This is a genomic window from Paractinoplanes rhizophilus (genome assembly GCF_042664765.1).
In the GTDB taxonomy this organism is placed as follows: Bacteria; Actinomycetota; Actinomycetes; order Mycobacteriales; family Micromonosporaceae; genus Actinoplanes; species Actinoplanes rhizophilus.
Genome location: NZ_JBHTBJ010000040.1, coordinates 1 through 22,849, shown reverse-complemented (window position 1 = coordinate 22,849; position 22,849 = coordinate 1). Strand labels below are relative to the sequence as shown.

At 71.2% G+C, this 22,849-nt stretch carries 17 protein-coding genes and 1 rRNA gene; 3 read left to right on the top strand and 15 right to left on the bottom strand.

Going from position 1 to position 22,849, the window contains the following annotated elements; all coding sequences use genetic code 11:
• Window positions 1-26: 26 nt before the first annotated feature.
• From ACFQS1_RS33580 to ACFQS1_RS33565, 4 genes are read right to left on the bottom strand one after another with little or no spacing between them, the layout of a single operon-like run.
• Window positions 27-1,976, bottom strand: coding sequence for a TIGR03960 family B12-binding radical SAM protein (locus ACFQS1_RS33580; protein ID WP_378976035.1), 1,950 nt, complete (start codon window positions 1,974-1,976; stop codon window positions 27-29).
• Between the two features lie 45 nt (window positions 1,977-2,021).
• The gene (locus tag ACFQS1_RS33575; protein ID WP_378976034.1) at window positions 2,022-2,375 is read right to left on the bottom strand and encodes an STAS domain-containing protein; all 354 of its coding nucleotides are present in this window, start codon (window positions 2,373-2,375) and stop codon (window positions 2,022-2,024) included.
• Window positions 2,372-4,870, bottom strand: a complete 2,499-nt coding sequence (locus tag ACFQS1_RS33570; RefSeq protein ID WP_378976033.1) for a SpoIIE family protein phosphatase — start codon at window positions 4,868-4,870, stop codon at window positions 2,372-2,374. Before ACFQS1_RS33570 ends, ACFQS1_RS33575 begins: the two co-directional genes overlap by 4 nt.
• Before the next feature lie 8 nt (window positions 4,871-4,878).
• Window positions 4,879-5,676, bottom strand: a complete 798-nt coding sequence (locus ACFQS1_RS33565) for an alpha/beta fold hydrolase (protein WP_378976032.1) — start codon at window positions 5,674-5,676, stop codon at window positions 4,879-4,881.
• A gap of 154 nt (window positions 5,677-5,830) precedes the next feature.
• On the opposite strand from ACFQS1_RS33565, the gene ACFQS1_RS33560 reads away from it, so the two are divergent.
• Window positions 5,831-7,114, top strand: coding sequence for a hypothetical protein (locus tag ACFQS1_RS33560; RefSeq protein ID WP_378976031.1), 1,284 nt, complete (start codon window positions 5,831-5,833; stop codon window positions 7,112-7,114).
• Window positions 7,115-7,141: 27 nt separating this feature from the next.
• On the opposite strand, the gene ACFQS1_RS33555 is transcribed toward ACFQS1_RS33560, so the two are convergent.
• The 3 genes from ACFQS1_RS33555 to ACFQS1_RS33545 form a co-directional block, all read right to left on the bottom strand.
• Window positions 7,142-7,816: a lysophospholipid acyltransferase family protein gene (locus ACFQS1_RS33555; RefSeq protein ID WP_378976030.1), complete on the bottom strand. Its 675-nt coding sequence runs from the start codon at window positions 7,814-7,816 to the stop codon at window positions 7,142-7,144.
• Between the two features lie 146 nt (window positions 7,817-7,962).
• On the bottom strand, window positions 7,963-11,088 hold the full coding sequence (ileS, locus tag ACFQS1_RS33550) for an isoleucine--tRNA ligase (RefSeq protein ID WP_378976029.1): 3,126 nt from the start codon (window positions 11,086-11,088) through the stop codon (window positions 7,963-7,965).
• A 254-nt stretch (window positions 11,089-11,342) separates the two neighbouring features.
• On the bottom strand, window positions 11,343-13,310 hold the full coding sequence (locus tag ACFQS1_RS33545) for a VOC family protein (RefSeq protein ID WP_378976028.1): 1,968 nt from the start codon (window positions 13,308-13,310) through the stop codon (window positions 11,343-11,345).
• Window positions 13,311-13,448: 138 nt separating this feature from the next.
• On the opposite strand from ACFQS1_RS33545, the gene ndk reads away from it, so the two are divergent.
• Window positions 13,449-13,865 carry a nucleoside-diphosphate kinase gene (gene ndk, locus ACFQS1_RS33540; RefSeq protein WP_378976027.1) on the top strand — a complete coding sequence of 139 codons (417 nt, stop codon included), beginning with the start codon at window positions 13,449-13,451 and terminating at the stop codon, window positions 13,863-13,865.
• On the opposite strand, the gene ACFQS1_RS33535 is transcribed toward ndk, so the two are convergent.
• From ACFQS1_RS33535 to ACFQS1_RS33505, 7 genes are all read right to left on the bottom strand, one after another.
• Window positions 13,862-14,647 carry an ABC transporter permease gene (locus ACFQS1_RS33535; protein WP_378976026.1) on the bottom strand — a complete coding sequence of 262 codons (786 nt, stop codon included), beginning with the start codon at window positions 14,645-14,647 and terminating at the stop codon, window positions 13,862-13,864. The genes ndk and ACFQS1_RS33535 overlap by 4 nt on opposite strands.
• Window positions 14,644-15,414: an ABC transporter permease gene (locus ACFQS1_RS33530; RefSeq protein WP_378976025.1), complete on the bottom strand. Its 771-nt coding sequence runs from the start codon at window positions 15,412-15,414 to the stop codon at window positions 14,644-14,646. Before ACFQS1_RS33530 ends, ACFQS1_RS33535 begins: the two co-directional genes overlap by 4 nt.
• Window positions 15,411-16,388 carry an ABC transporter ATP-binding protein gene (locus ACFQS1_RS33525; RefSeq protein WP_378976024.1) on the bottom strand — a complete coding sequence of 326 codons (978 nt, stop codon included), beginning with the start codon at window positions 16,386-16,388 and terminating at the stop codon, window positions 15,411-15,413. Before ACFQS1_RS33525 ends, ACFQS1_RS33530 begins: the two co-directional genes overlap by 4 nt.
• Window positions 16,389-16,417: 29 nt before the next feature.
• The gene (locus tag ACFQS1_RS33520; RefSeq protein ID WP_378976023.1) at window positions 16,418-17,416 is read right to left on the bottom strand and encodes an ArsR/SmtB family transcription factor; all 999 of its coding nucleotides are present in this window, start codon (window positions 17,414-17,416) and stop codon (window positions 16,418-16,420) included.
• A 180-nt stretch (window positions 17,417-17,596) separates the two neighbouring features.
• On the bottom strand, window positions 17,597-17,962 hold the full coding sequence (locus ACFQS1_RS33515) for a DUF4233 domain-containing protein (protein ID WP_378976022.1): 366 nt from the start codon (window positions 17,960-17,962) through the stop codon (window positions 17,597-17,599).
• Complete coding sequence (locus ACFQS1_RS33510) at window positions 17,959-19,275, bottom strand: bifunctional folylpolyglutamate synthase/dihydrofolate synthase (protein WP_378976021.1); 1,317 nt, start codon at window positions 19,273-19,275, stop codon at window positions 17,959-17,961. The genes ACFQS1_RS33515 and ACFQS1_RS33510 overlap by 4 nt, the downstream gene beginning before the upstream one ends.
• 14 nt (window positions 19,276-19,289) lie before the next feature.
• Window positions 19,290-21,929 (bottom strand): valine--tRNA ligase, encoded by a 2,640-nt coding sequence (locus tag ACFQS1_RS33505; protein WP_378976020.1) that lies wholly within the window; start codon window positions 21,927-21,929, stop codon window positions 19,290-19,292.
• A 78-nt stretch (window positions 21,930-22,007) separates the two neighbouring features.
• Here ACFQS1_RS33505 and ACFQS1_RS33500 point away from each other — a divergent pair, with 78 nt between their 5' ends.
• A complete protein-coding gene (locus tag ACFQS1_RS33500) occupies window positions 22,008-22,652 on the top strand; it encodes a hypothetical protein (RefSeq protein WP_378976019.1) in 645 nt (214 codons plus the stop codon).
• An 85-nt stretch (window positions 22,653-22,737) separates the two neighbouring features.
• Here ACFQS1_RS33500 and rrf read toward each other — a convergent pair.
• Window positions 22,738-22,849, bottom strand: a 5S ribosomal RNA gene (gene rrf / locus ACFQS1_RS33495); the annotation flags it as partial.

Below are 22,849 nucleotides of genomic sequence, written 5' to 3'. Positions count from 1 at the left end.
GGTTCTTGGGGGAAATTGTCCTGCTCCTATGCCTGTGCAGGGACCCGCAGGTTGTTGACGGGGGTCAGGGGCAGCAGCTTCTTACCGGTCGGGCCGATCTGGATCTCGGTGTCCATCGACGGGCAGACGCCGCAGTCGAAGCACGGGGTCCAGCGGCAGTCCTCCTGCTCGTACTCGCCGAGCGAGTCCTGCCAGTCCTGCCAGAGCCAGTCCTTGTCGAGGCCGGAGTCGAGGTGGTCCCAGGGCAGCACCTCGGACTGCTCGCGCTCGCGGGTGGTGAACCAGTCGAGGTCCACGCCGAAGGCGGGCAGCATCTCGGCGGCGGACTCGGTCCAGCGGGCGTACGAGAAATGCTCGCTCCATCCGTCGAAACGTCCGCCTTTCTCCCAGACGCGCCGGATCACTGCCCCGACGCGCCGATCGCCCCGGCTCAGCAGGCCCTCGATCAGCGACGGCTCGCCGTCGTGGTAGCGGTACCCGATCGCCCGGCCCAGCGAGCGATCGCTGTTGATCACCTCTTTGAGCATCTTGAGCCGGGCGTCGATGACCTCGGGCCGGGCCATCGGCGCCCATTGGAACGGGGTGTGCGGTTTCGGCACGAACCCGCCGATCGACACCGTGCAGCGGATGTCCTTGGTGCCGGCGGCCGCGCGGCCGGCCTTGATCACCTCGTGCGCCATCCGGCCGATCTGCGCCACGTCGTCGTCGGTCTCGGTGGGCAGGCCGCACATGAAGTACAGCTTCACCTGCCGCCAGCCGTTCGAGTACGCCGTGACGACCGTCCGGATCAGGTCTTCCTCGGTGACCATCTTGTTGATGACCTTGCGGATGCGCTCGGAGCCGCCCTCGGGCGCGAAGGTCAGGCCGGTGCGCCGCCCGTTGCGGGACAGCTCCTGCGCCAGGTCGATGTTGAACGCGTCGACCCGGGTCGAGGGCAGCGACAGCGAGACGTTGGTGCCCTCGTATTGCTCCGCCAGGCCGGAGCACATGTCGCCGATCTCGGAGTGGTCGGCGGACGACAGCGAGAGCAGGCCGACCTCGGAGAAGCCGGAGAACTCCAGGCCCTCCTTCACCATCTGCCCCACCGTGGTGATCGACCGCTCGCGCACCGGACGGGTGATCATGCCGGCCTGGCAGAACCGGCAGCCCCGGGTGCAGCCGCGGAAGATCTCCACGGCATACCGCTCGTGGACGGTCTCGGCCAGCGGGACCAGGGGCTTCTTCGGGTACGGCCAGGCGTCGAGATCCATGGTCGTGCGCTTCGCGACCCGGAACGGGACGTCCGGGCGGTTGGGCACGACCCGCTGGATGCGGCCGTCGGGGAGGTAGTCGACGTCGTAGAAGCGCGGGACGTAGATGCTCTCGGTGCGGGCCAGGCGCAGCAGCAGCTCGTCGCGCCCGCCGGGGCAGCTCTCGGCCTTCCACTCGCGGATGATGCCGCTGATCTCGAGGACCGCCTCCTCGCCGTCGCCCAGCACGGCGGCGTCGAGGAAGTCGGCGATCGGCTCGGGGTTGAAGCTGGCGTGCCCGCCGGCCAGCACGATCGGGTCGTCCTCGGTGCGGTCCTTGCTTTCCAGCGGGATGCCGGCGAGGTCGAGCGCGGTGAACATGTTGGTGTAGCCGAGCTCGGTCGAGAACGACAGGCCGAGCACGTCGAAGTCGCGGACCGGGCGGTGCGCGTCGACCGTGAACTGCGGCACGCCGTGCTCGCGCATCAGCGCCTCGAGGTCGGGCCAGACCGCGTACGTCCGCTCGGCGAGCACGTCCTCCTGCTCGTTGAGCACCTCGTACAGGATCTGGACGCCCTGGTTGGGCAGGCCCACCTCGTACGCGTCGGGATACATCAGCGCCCACCGCACACTGGTGGCGTCCCAGTCCTTGACGACGGCGCCGAGCTCGCCACCCACATACTGGATGGGCTTGCTGACCTGGGGCAGCAACTGCTCGAGCTGCGGAAAGACGGAACGTGCACTCATGGGACTCCAGGGTACGCGGACCAGGCCCCACGTCGACACAAGGGCCTAGCTACTCAACTCCGCCGCGGCCCGGTCCAGATCTGTCGCCAGCACGTCCTGGCGGAACGCGCACAGCTGCAGGATCATCCGGGCCGCGCCGCGTTCGCCGACCACCAGCCGGGTCCGCTTGCCGGCCGCGAAGAGGTCACCGACGAGCGCGTCGAGCAGCCGCACCCCGGCGCTGTCCAGGAACGAGACGGTGGTCAGGTCGATCAGCACCTTGCCCGACTCGCGGATCCGGGACACGATCGCCCGGCCGATCTCGCCGGCGTTGGCCAGGTCGATCTCGCCGCTGAGGTGGACGAGGTCGGCGTCGCCGATCCGGGAGAACCGGACCCACTGATCGGTCATCTCGGTCATTCCGCCTCCCGCGCGCGTCGCATCGTCACGGTCGTGCCGTCGCTGCGGTCGAAGAGCACCTGGTCCATCGACTGGCGGATCAGCTGGAGGCCGCGTCCCCGCGCCACGTCGGTGACCGCGCCCCGCCACGTGCCGCGGTCGGTGACCTTGACCTCGACCGCGTCCTCGGTCACCGTCGCGACCACGTCGATCGTGCCGAACGGGTCGTCGCGGTAGCCGTGCTCGATCGAGTTGGCCACCGCCTCCGAGCAGGCCAGCAGCACCGCGTCGCGGGTCTCGGGCCCGACGCCGTGCGAGACCAGCCAGGCGCGCAGGTCGGCGCGCAGCAGCGCGATCTGCATCCGCTCGGCGCCGATCGACCGCTCCATCCTCTCCTCGGTGCCCAGCGTCAGGCAGAGCAGGCAGACGTCGTCGGCGTGGTCGCGGCCGACCAGGGTGTCGGCCAGCGCCGCGCTCAGGCCCTGCAACGGCGCGTCCCGGCGCCGGGCGAACTCGCGGGCCAGCACCTCGAAGCCCTTGTCGATCGGCCGGGTGCGCCGCTCGATCAGCCCGTCGGTGTAGAGCAGCAGGCGGCTCCCGGCCGCCAGCGTGCGGGTGTGCTCGGTGCGGCGCCGGTCGCCGGCCCGGGAGCCGAGCGCCGCCGAGCGGGCGTCGAGGAGGAACTCCGGCGAGCCGGCCGGCTCCTGCACCAGCGGCGGGAGGTGGCCGGCGCACGCGTACGTCAGCTCGCACGTCGCCAGGTCGACCTCCGCGTACGCCACCGTCGCCATCCGGGCCGACTCCACCCGGTCGACGAACCGGTCGAGGCCCTCCAGCATCCGGGCCGGCCCGACCCCCTCGCCGGCGAGCGCCCGGATCGCGCTGCGCAGCTGGCCCATCGTGGTGGCCGCGTCGATCCCCCGCCCGACCACGTCGCCGACCGCCACGGCCAGCCTGTCCCCGGTGATCAGGAACGCGTCGAACCAGTCGCCGCCGACCTCGAGATCCTGGGCGCCCGCCTGGTAGTAGGTCTCGACCGCGAACCGGGCGTCGCCGCTGGGCAGGCGGCCGGCGAGCAGGCTGCGCTGCAGCGTCCGGGCGATCTGCCGTTCCTGCTCGTAGAGCCGGGCGTTCTCCAGCGCCAGCCCGGCCCGGTCGGCGAGCTCGGTGAGGAAGTGCTGCTCGCCCGCGACGCCGCGGCGATCGGGCGCCATCCGCAGCGACAGCGTGCCGAGCACCCGGCCGCGGGCGGTCAGCGGCAGCACCACGCAGCCGGGCGCCTCGCCGGGTGCCGGGAAGAGCGGCCGGCCGGAGGCGGTGACCCGGGCCAGCGCGTCGGCGAGCTGGTCGCCGTCGGGCGCGGCGGTGCCCGCCTCCTCCAGCACGCCGTCCGGGCCGACCGACAGCCGCACCGACGCCCAGACGGCGATCTCGGGCACCATCGCGTCGACCAGGCGGCGGGCCCGGGCCAGCAGGCGGTGCAACTCGTCGAGCGAGCGCGTGGTCTCGGCCAGGAACGTGGCCCAGCCCTCCCGCCGGCGGAGGTCGTCGTAGAGCCGGGCGCGGTCGAGGGCCTGGCCGGCGTGCTGGCCGAGCAGGCGTACGACGCGCAGCTCGTGGTCGCTGAGCCGGCGCTCGCCCGTGAAGCTGAACGCGAGCACGCCGAGCGTCTGGGCGCCGAGCTGGTCGTCGGCCGGCCCGGTGGTCAGCGGCAGCAGCACCACCGTGTTGCGCCCGGACCGGCGCATGCTGTCGACCAGGTCGGGGAAGTGCTCCTTGGCCTCGGTGAGCGAGCCGACCACGTGCAGGTCGCCGCGCTCGGCCACCCGCGCCACCGCCCGCGGCGAGGAACGCGGCATGTCGTCCCCGTCGCCGGTGGCCGGGTCGGTCGAGGAGACCGCGACGATCGTGTCGCGCTCCGCGTCCACCAGGTAGATGCTGCTGCTCACGGCGCCGAAGGCCGGCTCGGGCGCGCGCAGCACGGCCTCGGCGACCTCGGCCTCGGTGGGCGCGGCGGCCAGGTCGGCGACGACCTGCTGCAGCACCTGGATGCGGCGCTCCGAGTCCTCGGCGCGCTTGCGGGCGAACAGCAGCTCCTTCTCGTAGCCGCGGCGCTCGGTGGCGTCGAAGACCATCGTGCGGATGGCCCGGGGCTCGCCTTCCGGGCCGCGGGCCAGCATCGAGTTGACCAGGGTGGGCAGCGTCCGCCCGTCCGCGCACACCACGTCGAAGGCGAGCTCGTGCACTTCGTTTTGGATGCGCAGCAGCGGCGCGTAATGGGTCTCGTAGTAGATCTGCCCGCCGGAGCTGAGCAGGTCGCGGAAGCGGCGGTGCCCGACGAGGTCTGCGCGCTGGTATCCGGTCCAGGTCAGGAAGGTCTGGTTGACCTTCACGACGGTGCCGTCGGGCAGCGTCGTGAGATACCCGCACGGCGCGTGCTCGTACAGGTCGTCCGGGTCCTCGTCCCAGGGCAGCCGCAACTCCTGCGTCACGTCCGGCCCACCAGAGTCACTCACGGTCCGCTCTACAGCCAAGCCTTCATCGCGTCGACGGTCTCCTCCGGCGCACTGAGATTGGGGCAATGCCCGGTGGCATTCATGTATACCAACGTGCTGCCGGCGGTGTGCTTATGAACGTAGTCCCCGACGGCCGTCGGCGCGATCACATCGTCGGAGCACTGCAGGATCAACGACGGCGTACGCAGCTTGAGCAGGTCGTCGCGGTTGTCGGAGAAGAACGTGACACGCGCGAACTTCTTGGCCAGATCCGGATCGGTACGGCAGAAGCTGTTGGTCAGCCGCTCGCCGAGCTCGGGCCGGTCGGGGTTGCCCATGATGACCGGCGCCATCTGGCTGGACCAGCCCAGATAGTTGCTGTCCAGCGAGTCGAGCAGGGACTCGATGTCCTCCCGGCCGAACCCGCCGATGTAGTTGTCGGCCGGCTCGTCGATGTACCGCGGGGAGGGGCCGACCAGGACCAGCTTGGCGAAGCGCTCGGGCTGCTTGACCGCGGCGAGCACGCCCATCATCGCGCTCACCGAGTGGCCGACGAAGACCACGTCCCAGAGGTCGTACTCGTGGATGATCTCGAGGATGTCGTCGGCGTAACCGTCGAGGGTGGAGTAGCGCATGTCGTCGTATGCCGACAAGTCGGAGCTGCCGGTGCCGACGTGATCGAACATCACGAGCCGATACGTGTCCGCGAACGCCGGAGCCACCAGGCGCCACATGTTCTGGTCACAGCCGAACCCATGAGCGAACATCATCGGCTGGCCGAGGTCGTTCCCGGTCAGCGTGACGGCGTTTCTCCGTGTCGTTCTCATGTCTCGGTAACCATACGGCTCCGATGCGTTCGGCACACCGCCCAGTCTGTCCGTCATTCGGGTCCGGAGTCCGCCGCGCGCCGTTCGGCGGGCTGGCACACCCGCCTTAGCCTCGGAGAGGACGCCGGTCAGCGGCAGCGAAGGAGATCGACGGATGACCGACCAGCAGCCGGGCCAGGCCGACCCGGCGGCCGAGCGTGATCCGACCCGCGTCGAGGGCGGCGCGGAGCCGTCGACGGTGGACGCTCCGGCGCGCTGGAGCGGATCGGCCGCCATCCCGCCGCCGGCGCCGAAGAAGTCCTGGTGGCCGCGGCGGCGGCCGGAGCCCGAGGACGAGCGGACCGGCATCCCGGCCGTCGATCCGTGGGCCGGCCAGGACACTCCGATCGACCCGATCCCGATCGTGCTCGACCCCACCGCGGTCGAGCCACCGCTGACGCCCACCCGGGTCGAGCCGCCACCGCTGCCGTCCACCCCCGTCGAGCCGCCACCGTTGCCGCCCACTCGCGTCGAGCCGCCGGCGGCCGCGCAGCCCCCCGCCGCCCCGGCCAAGCCGCACGCCGCCCCGCCACCGGCCGCCCAGCCACCCGCCGCGCCGCCACCCGGAGCTCAGCCACCCGCCGCCGCTCCACCGCCGGGACATTCCCAGCCCGGAAATGCCCAGCTGCCGCCGCCAATTGGCCCGCAGCCGCCGGCGAAGGCGCCCCTGCCCTCGGCGCCGCCCAAGCTCTCCCGCCGCGAGCGCAAGCGACGCGAGCGAGCCGCCAAGATGCGCCCGCCCGTCAACCGCCTCCCGGTGCAGACCCGGCCGCCGTCGCCGCCACCGCCGCCCCCGTGGGCGGCCCCGCGCCCGCCCCAGCGCCCGTTGCCGCCCCCGCGCCGCAAGCGCCGCCGCGGCCGCCTGTTCCTGGTCGCCCTGTTCGGCGTCCTCTGCTGCTGCGGCCTGCCGTTCGCCTACTTCCAGTTCCCGGCGGCCCGGCAGTATCCGGTGACGGCCGACCTGCCGACCGACTTCTCCGACCTGAGCCTGCGCGACGACAACGCCAGCAGGCGGGCCGCCGACCGCCTCGCCGCCCAGCTCGACGCGGCCGATTCCCGGGACGGCAAGCCGTTCGCCGGCGTCTACGGCGACCGCCGCGGCAAACGGGTCACGATCTTCGGCGTGACCGGCTGGCGATTCACCCCGAAGAGTGACGTCCGGGCGCAGCTGGACCGCCTCGCCGACGACTTCGATCTCGCGAACGTCCAGTCGTTCGACCTCGGCGAGGCGGGCGCCCACGAGAGCTGCGGGGTCGGCCGGGCGGACGGCACCAATGTCGTGGTCTGCGCCTGGGCCGACCACGGCAGCATGGCCACGGTCCTGCTGACCCGCCGCTCGATCCCGGACAGCGCCGACCTCGTCAGCCGGTTGCGCTCGGCGGTGCTGACCCCGGGCTGATCCCGCTCGGCGGTGCTGAGCCCGGGCCTACTCCTCGGCCTTCTTGGCGGGGGCGTACCTCGGGACGTACTCCTGCCCGGTCAGTTTTTGAATCTCGCCCATGACCTCGTCGGTGAGCGCTCGCAACGAGGTGCGGTCGTCGGCCCGGCCGATCGTGGAGATCGGCTTGCCGAACCGGACCGTGGGCTTGCCCCGGAACAGCATCGGGTACGGCTGCCCGATCGGCTGGATCTTCTCGGTGCCGAGCATGCCGACCGGGATGATCGGCACCCCGGCCGCCACCGAGAGCCGGGCCACCCCGGTACGCCCGCGATAGAGCCGCCCGTCGGGCGAGCGCGTCCCCTCGGGGTAGACCACGACGCAGTCGCCGGCCTTGAGCACCGGGATCGCGCTGTCGAAGGCGGCCAGGGCGTCCCGCCCGCCGGCCCGCTGCACCCGGATCGCGCCGAGCCCGTTGAGCAGGTTGCGGGTGAACCAGCCGCTGAGGCCGGTGCCGTCGAAATAGTCGGACTTGGCCCAGAAGGCCAGGTGGCGCGGGACCACGGCGCCGATGAAGAGCTCGTCGGCGACCGACAGGTGGTTGCCCGCGAAGACCACGCCGCCGGTCTTGGGCACGTGATGGAGGCCCTCGACGTGCGGCCGCCAGCCGAGCATCAGCATGTTGCCGACGGTGAGTTTGCCGATCGAGTAGAGCAGCGGCAACGCAGGTTCCTCCGGGGACGGGTGCGCAAAAAGTGGGGAGCAGGCTGAGGTTATCGGACCTGGCCCCGGAAGTCCCCGTCGAGCTTGCCCCGCGACCCGGACATTCACCGCACAGGCGGCAAATGTCCGGGTTGAGGTTAACTGTTTCACAGCGGCGTGCGCCGCACCGCCACCGTGATCTCCTCGCCGTCGCCCACCTCGCCGGCAAAGCCGGGCGCTCCAGCCGGCGCGAACTCGACCGACGTCGCCAGCGTCTCGCCGGCCACGAACTCCCGGTGCGCCCCGACCGCGAGCTGAACCGCTTCGGTGGCCGAGACGGTCAGCGCGATCCGGTCCGAGACGTCCAGGCCGGCGTCGCGGCGGGCCTGCTGGACCACCCGGATCACGTCCCGGGCCAGCCCCTCGGCGAGCAACTCCGGCGTGACCACCGTGTCCAGCACGACCACCCCGGCGCCGCCGGCCAGCGGGGCCGAGTTGGCCACGTCGGCGGCCACCTGCTTGAGCTCGTACTCGCCCTCCCGCAGGGTGACCCCGGCCGCGACCGGCGCGCCGCCGACCAGCTCCCACTCGCCCTTCTTGACCGCCTGGATGACCTGCTGCACCTGCTTGCCGACGCGCGGGCCGAGCGCCCGCGGCACGACGGTGAGCACCCGCTCGCTGTACCCGGCCACGTCGTCGGTGAACACCACGTCCTTGACGTTGACCTCGTCGGCGAGCAGGTCGCCGAAGCTCGCCAGCGCGGACGCGTCCGCGGTCGCCACCGTGAGCCGGGCCAGCGGCAGCCGGACCCGCAGCGCGCGGGCCTTGCGCAGGGACAGCGCGGCCGAGGCCACGTCCCGGATCGCGTCCATCGAGGCGACCAGCGCGTGGTCGGCCGGGAAGTCCGCCGCCGCGGGCCAGTCGGTCAGGTGCACCGACCGCTCGCCGGTCAGGCCGCGCCAGATCTCCTCGACGGTCAGCGGCGCGAGCGGCGCGACGACCCGGCAGACCGTCTCGAGCACCGTGGCGAGCGTGTCGAAGGCGTCGTGGTCGCCGGCCCAGAAGCGGTCCCGCGAACGGCGCACGTACCAGTTGGTCAGCGCGTCCAAATACGAGCGCACCGACGCCGCCGCGCCCGAGATGTCGTACTCGTCCATCTGCCGCTGCACATCCGCGACCAGTTCGCCGGTTTTGGCGAGGATGTACCGGTCGAGCAGGTGATCCGATGAGGTCCGGAAGGACGCTTCATATCCCGACGCGTTCGCATAGAGCGAGAAGAAATACCAGACGTTCCAAAGAGGCAACAGCACCTGACGTACGGAATCGCGGATCGCCACCTCGGTGACCGGCATGTCGCCCCCGCGCAGCACCGGCGAGGACATCAGCATCCAGCGCATCGCGTCCGACCCGTACGTGTCGAAGACCCGATAGACGTCCGGGTAGTTCCGCAACGACTTGGACATCTTGCGGCCGTCCTCGCCCAGCAGGATGCCGTGGCTGAGGCAGTTCCGGAACGCCGGCCGGTCGAACAGCGCCGTGGCCAGCACGTGCATGGTGTAGAACCAGCCCCGTGTCTGCCCGATGTACTCGACGATGAAGTCGCCCGGGTAGTGGTGCTCGAACCACTCCTTGTTCTCGAACGGGTAGTGCACCTGCGCGAACGGCATCGAGCCCGACTCGAACCAGCAGTCGAGCACCTCCGGCACCCGGCGCATGGTGGACCGGCCGGTCGGGTCGTCCGGGTTGGGCCGGGTCAGCTCGTCGACGTAGGGCCGGTGCAGGTCGGTCACCGTGACCCCGAAGTCGCGCTCCAGCTCCTCGAACGAGCCGTACACGTCCACCCGCGGATACTGCGGGTCGTCCGACTTCCACACCGGGATCGGCGAGCCCCAGAACCGGTTCCGCGAGATCGACCAGTCCCGGGCGTTCGCCAGCCACTTGCCGAACGATCCGTCCTTGATGTGCGACGGCGTCCAGGTGATCTCCTGGTTCAGCTCGACCATCCGGTCGCGGAACGTGGTCACGGCCACGAACCAGCTCGACACCGCCTTGTAGACCAGCGGCGTGTCGCAGCGCCAGCAGTGCGGGTACGAGTGCGTGTAGCCCTCGTGCCGCAGCACCACTTGGTTTTCTTTGAGGGCGGCGATCACCGGCTTGTTCGCGTCGAAGACCTGTACGCCCTGCCACGGCGGCACGATCGAGGTGAACCGGGTGTGGTCGTCCACCGTCACGATCGTCGGGATGCCGGCCGCGTTGCAGACGTTCTGGTCGTCCTCGCCGAACGCCGGCGCCTGGTGCACGACGCCGGTGCCGTCCTCGTCGGTGACGTAGTCGGCCGCCAGGACCTGGAACGCGTTCGGCCCGGCCTGCTCCACCAGGAAGTCGAACAGCGGCGTGTATTTGCGTCCCGCCAGCTCGCTCCCCCGCACCGTGCCGGTCTGCTCGTAGCCGTCGAGCTCCTTGGCGTAGGCGGCGACTCGCGACGCGCCCATGATGAGCTTCCGGCCCGATTTGTCGGACAGTACCGCGTACTCGATGTCGGGCCCCACCGCGAGCGCCAGGTTTGACGGCAGCGTCCACGGCGTGGTCGTCCACACCGCGATGTCCTCGCCGGTCTCCAGGCGGAACGTGACGGTCAGCGCCGGGTCGGTCCGGTCGCGGTAGACGTCGTCCATCCGCGTCTCGGTGTTCGACAGCGGGGTCTCGCACCGGAAGCAGTAGGCGAGGACGCGGAAGCCCTCGTACACCAGGCCCTTGTCGTGCAGGGTCTTGAACGCCCACATGACCGACTCCATGTAACTGGGGTCGAGGGTCTTGTAGTCGTTGCCGAAGTCGACCCAGCGGGCCTGCCGGGTGACGTACCGCTCCCAGTCCTTGGTGTAGGCGAGCACTGACGAGCGGCAGGCCTCGTTGAACTTGTCGATGCCCAGCTCGACGATCTGCGCCTTGGTCGTGATGCCCAGCTGCTTCTCGGCCTCCACCTCGGCCGGCAGCCCGTGCGTGTCCCAGCCGAAACGCCGCTCGACGTGCTTGCCGCGCATCGTCTGGTACCGCGGCACCAGATCCTTCACGTACCCGGTGAAGAGGTGCCCGTAGTGCGGCAGCCCGTTCGCGAACGGCGGGCCGTCGTAGAAGACGTACTCGTTGCCGCCGTTCTCGCCGGCCGGCCGCTGGTCGACGGACGCCTCGAACGTCTTGTCGGCCGCCCAGTGCTCGAGCACGCCGCGCTCGACGGCGGGCAGATCCGGGCTGGACGGCACACCAGTGGCATCGGTGTGCTTGGGATAAGCCATCGATGGTCCCCTCAAACAGTTCACGTCGCGTGGACTGCGAGGACGAGCGTGTTCCGCCCGCGGTACCACCTCGCTTGGCAGGTCTGACCCCGCCCGCTCATTCGCCGGCTGACGCGCGTGCCGATCCGCCCGGTTCTACCAGAGCCTGGTCACAAGGCCCCTTCTTCCGGAGGCTCCCCGGTGATGGCCGGTTCAACGCCTGCGCTGAAACAACGATACCGGCCGCCTCCGGATTCCTTCATCCGCATTACCCCTCAGCGGATGGCCCGCCACTGGGTGATCGCGATGTTGTGATCGTCCGGATCCCGGAACGTGGCCGACCACAGCTCGAGCCGGTCCCCCCGGTTGACCGCCTGCGGCGGATGCACGAACCGCACGCCCTTCGCCACGAGCTCGCCGTACACCGCCTCGACGTCGCCCACCTCGAGGTTCAGGTAGATCAGCCGCCCGGCCTCGGCCGGCAGCCCCGACACGGTACGCAGCACCAGCCGCGTGTCGCCGGAGGCGAGAACGGCACTCCCGTCCCCGCTGTCGATCTCGTAGAACCCGAGCGTGTCCCGATAGAACGCGATCGACCGCGCCAGATCGGTGACCAGCACCGTGATCCCGACACCGTAGATCGCTCCCGCCGGCCCCGGCCGCGCGCTCGGATATGCCGTGATCACCTCGTCCGCGTGCTCGTCGGCCTCCACCGTGAGGGGTGGCGGCGCCGCCCACGGATTCTCCTCGACCCCGGCCCGCGCCTCGACCCCGGCCTCCGCCTTGCCCCGGGCCTCCGTCTCGGTCGCCGTCTCGGCCCCGGCCTCGGCATCGTGCGCGGCATTCGACACGAACTTGGTGGCCCGCCGGCCCTCGCCGGCCGGCGGGATCTCGTCGGCGGGCGGCGCGATCAGTCCCTCCGCCATCGCCTCGCGCGCCTCCGGAGTGGCCGTCTCGGGCTCCGGCTCCGGATCCCCGTCGAGCGGCAGATCGATGTCGTCGTGCGGCGCGGGCGCGGCCGGCCGCGCCATGGACGGCTCCGGCGCCGCGGGAGGCGGCGTCACCGGCTCCGGCGCGGTCGGGAAGCTCGACACCGGCGACGGCTCGGCCGCGGCCGCCGCCACCGTGGGCTCCGGCCGCCGACGCGGCTCTCCCCCACCGGACCCACCCGGCTCGTCCAGCGCCACGTCGACCGGCTGCGCCGAGTCGCCTGCCGGCGCCGCGCCGCCCATCGGCATCGCGCCCATCGGCGTCGCTTCGTCCTGCGGCATCGCGTCATCCCGCGGCGCCCGAGGTGGCGGCGGCGCCTCCGTCATCGGATCGGCGGTGGCCGTCGCGGTCCCACCGCCCCGCGGCCGCGGACTGGGCCGTCTCCCCTCCGGACGTGCCGCGCCCGCTGCCGCCGCACCCCCGCCCGCCGCACCCCCGCCCGCCGCATCCCCGCCAGTCGTAGCTCCCGCCGCGGTCCCGGCCGTCGCCGTCCCGCTCGCCGCAGCTCCCGCGGCCCCGGACGCAGCCCCGGATGTCGCAGCTCCCGCCGCCGCGGCCCGCCGCGGCAGCGTCTGCGGGACCTCGATGTGATCGACAAGCTCGCCCTCGACCACCGGCCCCGCCGGCGTGTCCCGCACGACCACGGTCTCCGCGCCCGGCGGCGGGGGCGCCGGCTCGTCCCATTGCTGGTCGCGGACGGTCCACGGCGGCGGATCCACGTCGCCCAGCAGATCGTCGTCGATGTCGTCGATGACCTCGTCGGGCAGATCGCCGTAGTCGGGCGTCTGCGGTGGCGGCGGGTCGGCGCCCTTGTCCCGCGGCGACGCGTCGTCCCAGTTGATCCGCACCCGGCGCATGTCGTCCACGTCCACCGTGATCGGCAGGGTGTCCCCGATCATCGGCCACTTCACGACCGGCACCCGCGGCTCGCGGATGGTCACCTCGGAGGTCGGCAGGCCCGGCGCCACCACCACCGCCTGGATCTCGGCCCGCCCGTAGACGGCCGACGACGTCGGCGGCGGCGAGATCGCCCGGACCTCGGCGGTGCCGGAGACCCAGGCCCGGGCCCCGCGCCGCACCACATTGACCATGCCCAGGGCGATCGACAGGATCAGCACCGCCAGACCGAAGAGAACCACCCCCCAGCTGGACATGCCGAGCCCCAGCGCCACCACGAAGACGGCGATCGTGCCCATGACGGCCGCCACCAGCTTGCGTGCCGGTGCGATCGGACGGCCGGTCTGGTTTGCCAATGTGGACCTCCCGCTCTTTCCCGTCAGGTTATTGCCCGGCGCCACCCGAGCGAAAGTGCGGTAGCTGCCCGCCGGAAACGGGGTACCGATAGGCTGAATCCCGCGTGTCCACCTCGCAGTTCGGTAAAGGAGTCGTCCGTGACCAGCCCCGTCGAGCGCTCGCTCGTCCTCGTCAAGCCCGATGCGGTGCGCCGCGGCCTGCTCGGCGAGATCCTCGCCCGCTTCGAGCGTAAGGGCCTGGTCATCGAGGCGCTGGAGTTGCGGACGATGGACGCGGCCCTGGCCGACCAGCATTACGCCGACCACGTGGAAAAGCCGTTCTACCCCCCGCTGAAGCAGTTCATGACCAGCGGCCCGCTGGCCGCCCTGGTCCTGAGCGGCGACAACGTCGTCGAGGTGGTCCGCGCCATGATCGGCGCCACCGACGGCCGCAAGGCCGCCGCGGGCACGATCCGCGGCGACTACTCCCTGTCGAACCGGGAAAATCTGGTCCACGCCTCCGATTCGTCCGAGAGCGCGGCCCGCGAGCTGGCCCTCTGGTTCCCCAAGCTCTAGAGCGTCTCGAGGCTGGCCGTCCGGCGTGACTCGGTCTCGAAGACCTTGAGGAGCACCGCCGCCAGCACCGCGTAACCGAGACCGACCAGCGCCTCCCGGCCCAGCGAGGGCGCGGCCGCCGCCAGGCCGTGCCCGGCCGCGAGCTGCCGGGCCGCCTCGGCCGCGTGGGTGATCGGCAGGAACTCGCCGGCTGTCACCATCCAGCCGGGCAGCGCCGCGCTGGGCACGTTGACGCCGGTCAGCAGGAGCAGCAGCGCCACCGAGACGTTCGAGATCACCCAGACGTCCCGGAACCGCAGGCCCAGCGCGCCCAGCGTCAGCCCGAAGAACGCGCACGCCAGCGAGCCGGCCGTCATCGCGAGGAGCAGGCCCGGCACCGACGACGCCGGCACCCGCAGGCCGAGCAGCCCGGCACTGACGCTGAGCGTGACCACCGCGATCAGCAGGCCGTTCGCCGCGTACGGCAGCGCCCGCCCGAGGAAGACCAGCGTGCGGCTGCGCGGCGAGAGCAGCACGTGGCCGAGCGTCCCGTAGCGCCGCTCGTTGCCGACCGCGAGCGTGCCGCCGAAGACGCAGGCCAGCGAGGCGGTCAGCACCGCGTTGCCGACGATGTAGAAGCGGTCGTCGGCGACCTGCAGCTGGCGGCCCAGGTACGCGAAGAACAACAGCTGGAACAGCGGTCCGACCAGCAGGGTGCCCACGAAGATCGCGGGCCGGGTCCAGTTGAACAGGGCGCGGTACGCGATCACGCCGCCCACGGTCACCAGCCGCAGAGTCTTCATGCCAGCGCCAGGGTTGCGGCCGCGCGGGCACGGCGTTCGACGTACGTGAGCGAAATCGAGCCGAAGGCGAGGCAGATCAGGCTGATTCCCAAGCAGACGGCGACGGACGGCCAGACCGGACCGCCGGTCGTCGCCTCGCGCAACGCGCGGGCGCCCCAGGTGGTGGGCAGCACGTCGGCGAGCGGCCCGGTCCAGGCCGGCAGCACGGTGATCGGCACGAGCATGCCGCTGACCAGCCAGATCGGGTACTCGAGCGTGTTGGTCAGCGCGTTGGCGTTGCGCATCAGCACGAACGTGGACGCGAGCAGCAGGCCGAACATGCCGAGCGCGACGATGCAGACCACCGCGGCCACGACGAACGCCGCCGGCTTGGCGAAGTCGAGCGGGATGCCGTAGAGGACGCGTCCCCAGGCGAGGGTGGCGAGCAGTGCGTAGGTGCCGGTCAGCCCGGTGGCCACGGTGATCGGGAGGATGACCAGCACCGGACGCCGCGGCGCCAGCATGATCATTTCGAGGGTGCCCTGCCAGCGCTGGTTCTGGATCGCGCCGCCCGAGCCGAACAGCACCGACGACCAGACGCCCATCAGCCCGGCCCCGACCGCCGCCTCGAGCAGCCGGTGCTGCTCCTGGCCGGCGCGGAACAGGTACACCGCCAGCGTCGCCTGCACGATCGGCACGACCAGCGCGATCGTGATCTCGAACGGCGACCGGCTCATCTGCTTGACGTGCGCCAGCGTGCCCAGCGCCAGCATGCGCAGCGTCCTCATGCGGCGTTCACAATCGCCACGTACGCGTCCTCGAGGGTCGGCTCGCGGCTGTTGACCCGGCCGAGCCGGATCCCGGCGAGCTCGCGCAGGACGTCGCCCTGCACGTCGACGTGCGCGTCGGACTGCACGGTGAGCAGCTGGAGCGCACCGCGCTCCTCGATCGCGGTCTCCCGCACGCCCGGCAGCCCGCGCAACGCCACCACCGCCGCGTCCGGCACCCCGTACGCCTCGACCTCGACCACCCGCCGCCCGTCGGCCCGCCGCCGCAGTTCCGCCGGGGTGCCCAGCGCCTGGATCTCGCCGTCGGCGATCACCGCGATCCGGTCGCAGAGCTCGTCGGCCTCGGCCATGTAGTGCGTGGTCAGCAGCACCGTCGTGCCCGCGGCGGCCAGCTCCGACACGGTACGCCGCAGCTCACGCGCCGCCACCGGGTCGACCCCGATCGACGGCTCGTCGAGGAACAGCACCTCGGGCGAGTGCAGCAGCCCGCGGGCGATGTGCAGCCGCTGGCGCATGCCGCGCGAATACCCCTCGACACGTTCCCGCTCCCGCCCGGCCAGCCCGACCAGCTCCAGCAACTCGGCGATCCGGCGCTTCTGCTCGCGCGGCGCCACCCCGTACAGCTCGGCGAAGTACCGCAGGTTGTCCAGGCCGGAGAGCCGGTCGTAGAGCCCCCGGTCGCCGCCGAACACGTAGCCGATCCGGCGGCGCACCTCCCGGGTCTGCTTGACGACGTCGTGGCCGCACACCCGGGCCGAGCCGGAGCTCGGCAGCAGCAGGGTGTTCAGCATCTTGATGGTCGTCGTCTTGCCGGCGCCGTTCGGCCCGAGCAGGCCGAACAGCTCCCCGCGCGCCACCGTGAAGGACACGCCGCGCACCGCGTCGACCTCGGTCCGTCTCGGCCGGAGCCACCCGGTGCGCCCCCGATACGTCCGGCGCAGTTCGTCCGCCTCGATGGCGTACTCGCTTCCCATGCCGGAAACGCTAGGGTTCCGGCGCCCGCCTAGGAAACGAATTCGGTCGCGGCCGAATCGTCCCCGAGCAGGGTGACCAGCGCCGTTCCCGCCGGCTCCAGCCCGTAGAGCACGCGACGCCCGGCCCGCCGGCGATGCACCACCCCGGCCGCCTGCAGGCCGGTCAGGTGCTCGGAGATCGTGCTCGGCGCGAGCCCCAGCGCCGCGGCCAGCCCGGTCGTGGTCGCCGGCGTCTGCAACGCGCGCAGCACCGCGGCCCGCCCGCGACCGACCAGGATCGACAGCCGATCCTCGGCGACCGGCGGCGCGGACGAGGCCAGCAGCGCCGCCCCGCGCGCCTGATAGGTCACCATGACGATGTCCGGGTGGTCGCACGAGCACATCAGCGCCCCGCGCGAGAAGATCAGCGGCACCAGCAGCAGCCGCTGGTTCACCGCCTCGAACGACTGCTCGAGCGGCTTGATCAGGGTGAGCACCGGCCGCTCCCACCGGATCCGCTCGTGCAGTTGGGACAGCAACGCGTCGGGCCCGTTGGCCGCCAGGGCCCGTGCTCGCAGCAGCACTTCCTCGTCGAGCGCCGCCCGCATCGCCGGCCAGTGCGGCGCGATCGCCAGCTCCCAATAGGCCTCGATGCCGTCCGCCAGCCGCGCAAACGCCTCCACCCGATTGGTCAGGAAATAACGGAAGTCTCCGGCGGGATAGCGCGGCAGCTGCTCCTCGACAATGGCGGCCGGCGTCTCCCGCAGCTGATCGAGCTGTTCGGCCAGCGTCGGCGTCGAGGTCAGCGGGATCGGGCACAGAAAGTCGGGCGACACGGACGGCAGTTCCAGATAGAGCCGCACCGGCGCGGTGGCCGGCTCGGTCCGCAAGATCTCCCGGGCTCGGCGCGCCCAATCGCCGTAGGGCCACGGCACGGAGCCTTCCGGATTGCGCTGCAGCAGGTAGAGGCTGCACACCACCTCGGCCAGCGGGCTGATCGCGATCCGCGTGCGAGCCAGCGTCGGTTCATCGATCTCGATCCGGATCACATCATGAGTCTACGGAACGACCAAACCCCTTAAAAACTACTATTTGGTACGGCTCAGGCACGGTTCCCCGGCAACAGGGCAAGGTCCGTCGTGGCCGGGGTCCCGTGCCGCCCGTTCCGGGCTGGGCTGCCGGGCCTGGCGGGTGCGGCCGGGCGGGTGGGCGGGGCCGCCGGCCCGGGCTCAGCCTAAAATCGTTCTCCGGACATAGGCCGCATAGCCCCACACCCCGGCGAAAATAACGCCGAGCACGGCCAGCGACCAGTGCAGCAGTCCACAGGCGATCAGCAACGCCTGCAGCACCGCGCCCGCCACCCACGCCCAGGGCCGGCCCATCATCCCGGCCAGCAGGATCGCCAGCACGGCGAGGACGATCACCGCGGCGACGCCCCAGCCGCTCAGGTCGCCGCCGAGAACCCGGATCGGCTGGATCGCCAGCAACAGCACGATGGCCTCGAGAACCAGCGCCCCCGCACCCAGCCCGCGCACCGCGGCCTTGGGGTTCCGCAGGCCCGAGCGCGGCGGCGTGGGGCCGTCCGGGTCGCTCATCTCTTCAGAAGCTTCCGGGCGTCCGCGACCGTCACGACCGAGCCGGTGATCAGCACCGCGACACCGCTCAGCTCGCCCGACGCGTCCTCCTCGGCGAGCACCACGGCTTCCTCGATCGCGTCCGGCATGGTCTCGGCCACGGTCACCCGGTCCTCGCCGAAGATGTCGATCGCCTGCTGGGCCAGCTCGTCGAGCGGCATCGTCCGCGGCGAGCTGTTGCGCGTGACCACGATCCGCGCGGCGACCGGCTCGAGCAGGTCGAGCAGGCCCGACACGTCCTTGTCGCCGAGCACCGCGACCACCGCGACCAGGTGCCGGAAGCTGAACTCCTCCTCCAGCGCGGCCACCGTCGCCGCCATGCCGTGCGGGTTGTGCGCGCCGTCGAGCAGGATCGTCGGGGCGCTGCGCACCCGCTCGAGCCGGCCCGGCGAGTCGACCTGCGCGAACCCCTCGACCACCAGCTCGGGACGCACCTGGTCGCCCAGGAACGCCTCGACCGCCGCCAGCGCGACCGCCGCGTTCTGCGCCTGATGCGCCCCGAACAGCGGCAGGAAGACCTCGTCGTACACCGCGTGCAGCCCCTGCAGCCGCAGCACCTGGCCGCCGACCGCCTGCGTGCGCTCGACGACCCCGAACTCGCTGCCCTCGCGGGCGACGGTCGCGCCCACCTCGGCCGAGCGCTCGAGGATCGGCCGCATAGCCTCCTCGGTCTGCAGCGCGGAGATCACCGTGGCGCCCTTGTGGATGATGCCGGCCTTGGCCCAGGCGATGTCCTCGATAGTGTCGCCGAGCCACTCGGTGTGGTCGAGCCCGATCGGCAGCAGCACCGCCACCCCGGCCTCGATCACGTTGGTCGCGTCCTCCTCGCCACCCATGCCGACCTCGACGACCGCGATGTCGACCGGCGCGTCGGCGAAGGCCGCGTACGCCATCGCCGTGGTCATGTCGAAGTAGGTGAGCGGCTCGGTGTGGCGCGCGTCGATCAGGTCGGCGAGCGGCGCCACCTCGCGGTACGTCTCGACCAGCCGCTCCTCGGAGATCGGCTCGCCGTCGAGGCTGATCCGCTCGCGAACGGTCTCGAGGTGCGGGCTCGTGTACCGGCCGGTGTGCAGGCCGTGCGCCCGCAGCAGCGCGTCGATCATCCGGGCCGTGCTGGTCTTGCCGTTGGTGCCGGTCAGGTGGATGGCCGGGTACGCCCGCTGCGGGCTGCCCAGCACGTCCATGAGGTCGCGGATCTTCTGCAGGTCGAACACCAGCCGGGTGAAGCCGCGCTGCTCGAGCGCGGCCGTCACCTCGTCGTAATCACTGCTCATGCGCTTTGTCTCGCTCACGCTCTCGGCAACGCGGAAAGCGCCGCCGCAATTCGCGTGAGATCCGCCTCAGCGGTCGTCAGGCGATCTTTGATCTTGGCCACCACCGGCTCGGGCGCCTTGCTGAGGAACGCCTCGTTGCCCAGCTTGGCCCGGGCCTGCGCCGCCTCCTTCTCCGCGGCGGCCCGGTCCTTTTCGAGGCGGGCCCGTTCGGCGGCGACGTCGATCGTGCCGCGGGTGTCGAGGTCGACCGTGATTCCGCCGGTGACCGCGAGGGTCGCCGTGGCGGTGAAGCCGGCGGCCGGCCTGTCGAGCCGGGCCAGCGAGCGGATCAGCGTCTCGTGCGTGTCGATGCCGACGTTGCCGAGGCCGGTGAGCGCCGCGGTCACCCGCTGGGTGGGCTTGAGGCCCTGGTCGGAGCGGAACCGGCGGACCTCGGTGACGACCTTCTGCAGGGCGGCGAGCTCCTCCTCGGCGGCGTCGTCGACCAGCTCCTTGTCGGCCGTCGGCCAGGCGGCCCGGGTCACCGTCTCGCCGCCGGTGAGCGCGATCCACAGCTCCTCGGTGACGAACGGGATGACCGGGTGCAGCAGGCGCAGCAGCTGGTCGAGGACGTGTCCGAGCACCCGCCGCGTCTTCGCCGCCTCGGCATCGTCGCCGGCCAGCACCGGCTTGCTCAGCTCGAGGTACCAGTCGCAGACGTCGTCCCAGGCGAAGTGGTACAGCGTGTCGCAGACCTTCGCGTACTCGTACGTCGCGAACTGCTCGTCGACCTCGCCGATCACGTGCTGCAGCCGCGACAGGATCCACTTGTCGATCGCCGACAGCTCCTCGGCCGGCGGCAGGTCGCCGTCGACGGTCGCGCCGTTCATCAGCGCGAAGCGGGTCGCGTTCCAGAGCTTGTTGCAGAAGTTGCGCGAGCCCTGGCACCACTCCTCGCTGATCGGCACGTCGGAGCCGGGGTTGGCGCCGCGGGCCAGCGTGAAGCGGGTGGCGTCGGCGCCGTACCGGTCGATCCAGTCGAGCGGGTCGACGACGTTGCCGAACGACTTCGACATCTTCTTGCCGTGCCCGTCGCGAACCATGCCGTGCAGGTTGACCACGTCGAACGGCTGCACGTCATCCATCGCGTAGAGCCCGAACATCATCATCCGGGCGACCCAGAAGAAGAGGATGTCGTACCCGGTGACCAGCACGCTGGTCGGGTAGAACTTCGCCAGCTCCGCGGTCTGCTCCGGCCACCCCATCGTCGAGAACGGCCAAAGAGCGGAGGAAAACCAGGTGTCGAGTACGTCGTCGTCCTGGTGCCAGCCGTCCCCGGTGGGCGGCTGCTCGTCCGGTCCGACGCAGACCACCTCGCCGTTCGGCCCGTACCAGACCGGGATGCGGTGACCCCACCACAGCTGGCGCGAGATGCACCAGTCGTGCATGTTGTCGACCCAGGCGAAGTAGCGCTTGGCCAACTCGGCCGGCTCGATCCGGACCCGGCCGTCGCGCACCGCGTCGCCCGCCGCCTTGGCCAGCGGCCCGGTGTTGACGAACCACTGCAGCGACAACCGCGGCTCCACCGTCGTCTTGCAGCGCGAGCAATGACCCACCGAGTGCAGGTAGGGCCGCTTCTCGGCGACGATCCGGCCCTGCTCGCGCAGCGCGTCCACGATCGCCGGCCGCGCTTCGTACCGGTCGAGGCCCTCGAACGGCCCCGGCACGGTGACGACCGCGCGCTCGTTCATGACGGTCAGGCTCGGCAGGTGGTGCCGCTGACCGATCTCGAAGTCGTTGGGGTCATGGGCCGGAGTCACCTTGACCGCGCCGGTGCCGAACGACGGGTCGACGTGCTCGTCGGCCACGATCGGGATGCGCCGCCCGGTGAGCGGGAGCTCCACCTCGGTGCCGACCATGTGCTTGTAGCGCTCGTCGTCGGGGTGGACGGCCACCGCGGTGTCGCCCAGCATCGTCTCGGCCCGGGTCGTGGCGACCACGATGGAGTTGTCGCCGTCGCCGTAGCGGATCGAGATGAGCTCACCCTCGTCGTCGGTGTGCTCGACCTCGATGTCGCTGAGCGCCGTGAGGCAGCGCGGGCACCAGTTGATGATCCGATTGGCGCGGTAGATCAGCTTGTCGTCATACAGCCGCTTGAAGATGGTCTGCACGGCCCGCGAGAGGCCCTCGTCCATGGTGAACCGCTCGCGGCTCCAGTCGACGGAGTCGCCGAGCCGGCGCATCTGCCCGAGGATCGCGCCGCCGGACTGCGCCTTCCACTCCCAGACCTTCGCCACGAACTTCTCGCGGCCGAGGTCGTGCCGGGACAGCTGCTGCGAGGCGAGCTGACGCTCCACGACGTTCTGCGTGGCGATGCCGGCGTGGTCCATGCCCGGCAGCCAGAGCACCTCGTAGCCTTGCATGCGCTTGAGCCGCGACAGCGTGTCCTGAATCGTGTGGTCGAGCGCGTGCCCGACATGCAGCGACCCGGTCACGTTGGGCGGCGGAATGACGATGGAGAACGCCGGCTTGTCGCTGGCCGGGTCGGCCGTGAAATAGCCCGCCGACACCCACGCCTCATACCGCCGCTGCTCTACCTCGCCCGGCTGATACTGGGCGGAGAGGCCACCGGTGGGCCGGCTGTCGGGGGTGCGGGTCTGGGTCGTGTCGGTCACCCGCCAAGTCTACGGAGCCGCGGCCCGAACCCCGAATTCGCACCTCCCCCTGTGGATAACCATTGCTAGGCTCGCGCAATGTCCGACGCTCCGCCCGACAACGCCCCGATCGACATCGGCTCGATCGACCTGACTCCCCACCCGCCCGAGGAGCAGCCGCGTCCACGCTCTCGGGTCCGGGTGGTCCTGCTGTCGGGTCTGCTGGCGGTGGCCGTGGCGGGCGGGGGCGCGCTGGCCTATACCGGCTGGCAGATCGCCGCCCAGAAGGACGCCACGCTGACCCCGCCGGCCCAGGTGGGCAGCCTGCGCCTGGACGAGTCGGAGGAGGCGAAGAACACCGCCGACTACCTGCAGACCGCGGTGGCCGCCGAGATCGACATGGACAAGACGATCGGCGCCGTCTACACCGACACCGCCGGCCAGGGCAAGGACGTGCTGCTCTTCGGCGGCACCACGCTGTTCTGGACACCGGAGAACGACCTGGACGCCGCCTTCGATCTGATCGACGACAACCAGGGCGCCGTGACCGGTATGCACGAGGTCGACGCCGGCAAGCTGGGCGGCACGATGAAGTGCGGAACCACGAAGGCGGACACCGGCGAGCTGACGGTGTGCGGCTGGGCCGACCACGGCAGCCTCGCGCTGGCCATGTTCAACAATCGCCCCGAGTCCGAGGCGGCCCCGCTTCTCCGGCAGCTCCGCGAGGCGGCCGAGTCCCGCTGAGCTCCTTTGTTCGGCTTTTTGTTCGGCTTCCAGAAATGCGAAAGGCCCGCCCTGGTTTCCCAGGGCGGGCCTTTTTCCACGTTGAGTCCGGCGGTGTCCTACTCTCCCACACCCTCCCGAGTGCAGTACCATCGGCGCTGGAGGGCTTAGCTTCCGGGTTCGGAATGAGACCGGGCGTTTCCCCTCCGCTATGACCA

What these genes read in the sequence shown, in the direction of transcription:
- ACFQS1_RS33535 (WP_378976026.1), bottom strand. Translation starts at nt 14,647, where the DNA reads ATGAAGACTCTGCGGCTGGTGACCGTGGGCGGCGTGATCGCGTACCGC.
- ACFQS1_RS33575 (WP_378976034.1), bottom strand. Translation starts at nt 2,375, where the DNA reads ATGACCGAGATGACCGATCAGTGGGTCCGGTTCTCCCGGATCGGCGAC.
- ACFQS1_RS33580 (WP_378976035.1), bottom strand. Translation starts at nt 1,976, where the DNA reads ATGAGTGCACGTTCCGTCTTTCCGCAGCTCGAGCAGTTGCTGCCCCAG.
- ACFQS1_RS33530 (WP_378976025.1), bottom strand. Translation starts at nt 15,414, where the DNA reads ATGAGGACGCTGCGCATGCTGGCGCTGGGCACGCTGGCGCACGTCAAG.
- ACFQS1_RS33565 (WP_378976032.1), bottom strand. Translation starts at nt 5,676, where the DNA reads ATGAGAACGACACGGAGAAACGCCGTCACGCTGACCGGGAACGACCTC.
- ACFQS1_RS33525 (WP_378976024.1), bottom strand. Translation starts at nt 16,388, where the DNA reads ATGGGAAGCGAGTACGCCATCGAGGCGGACGAACTGCGCCGGACGTAT.
- ACFQS1_RS33510 (WP_378976021.1), bottom strand. Translation starts at nt 19,275, where the DNA reads ATGAGCAGTGATTACGACGAGGTGACGGCCGCGCTCGAGCAGCGCGGC.
- ileS (WP_378976029.1), bottom strand. Translation starts at nt 11,088, where the DNA reads ATGGCTTATCCCAAGCACACCGATGCCACTGGTGTGCCGTCCAGCCCG.
- ACFQS1_RS33515 (WP_378976022.1), bottom strand. Translation starts at nt 17,962, where the DNA reads ATGAGCGACCCGGACGGCCCCACGCCGCCGCGCTCGGGCCTGCGGAAC.
- ACFQS1_RS33500 (WP_378976019.1), top strand. Translation starts at nt 22,008, where the DNA reads ATGTCCGACGCTCCGCCCGACAACGCCCCGATCGACATCGGCTCGATC.
- ACFQS1_RS33560 (WP_378976031.1), top strand. Translation starts at nt 5,831, where the DNA reads ATGACCGACCAGCAGCCGGGCCAGGCCGACCCGGCGGCCGAGCGTGAT.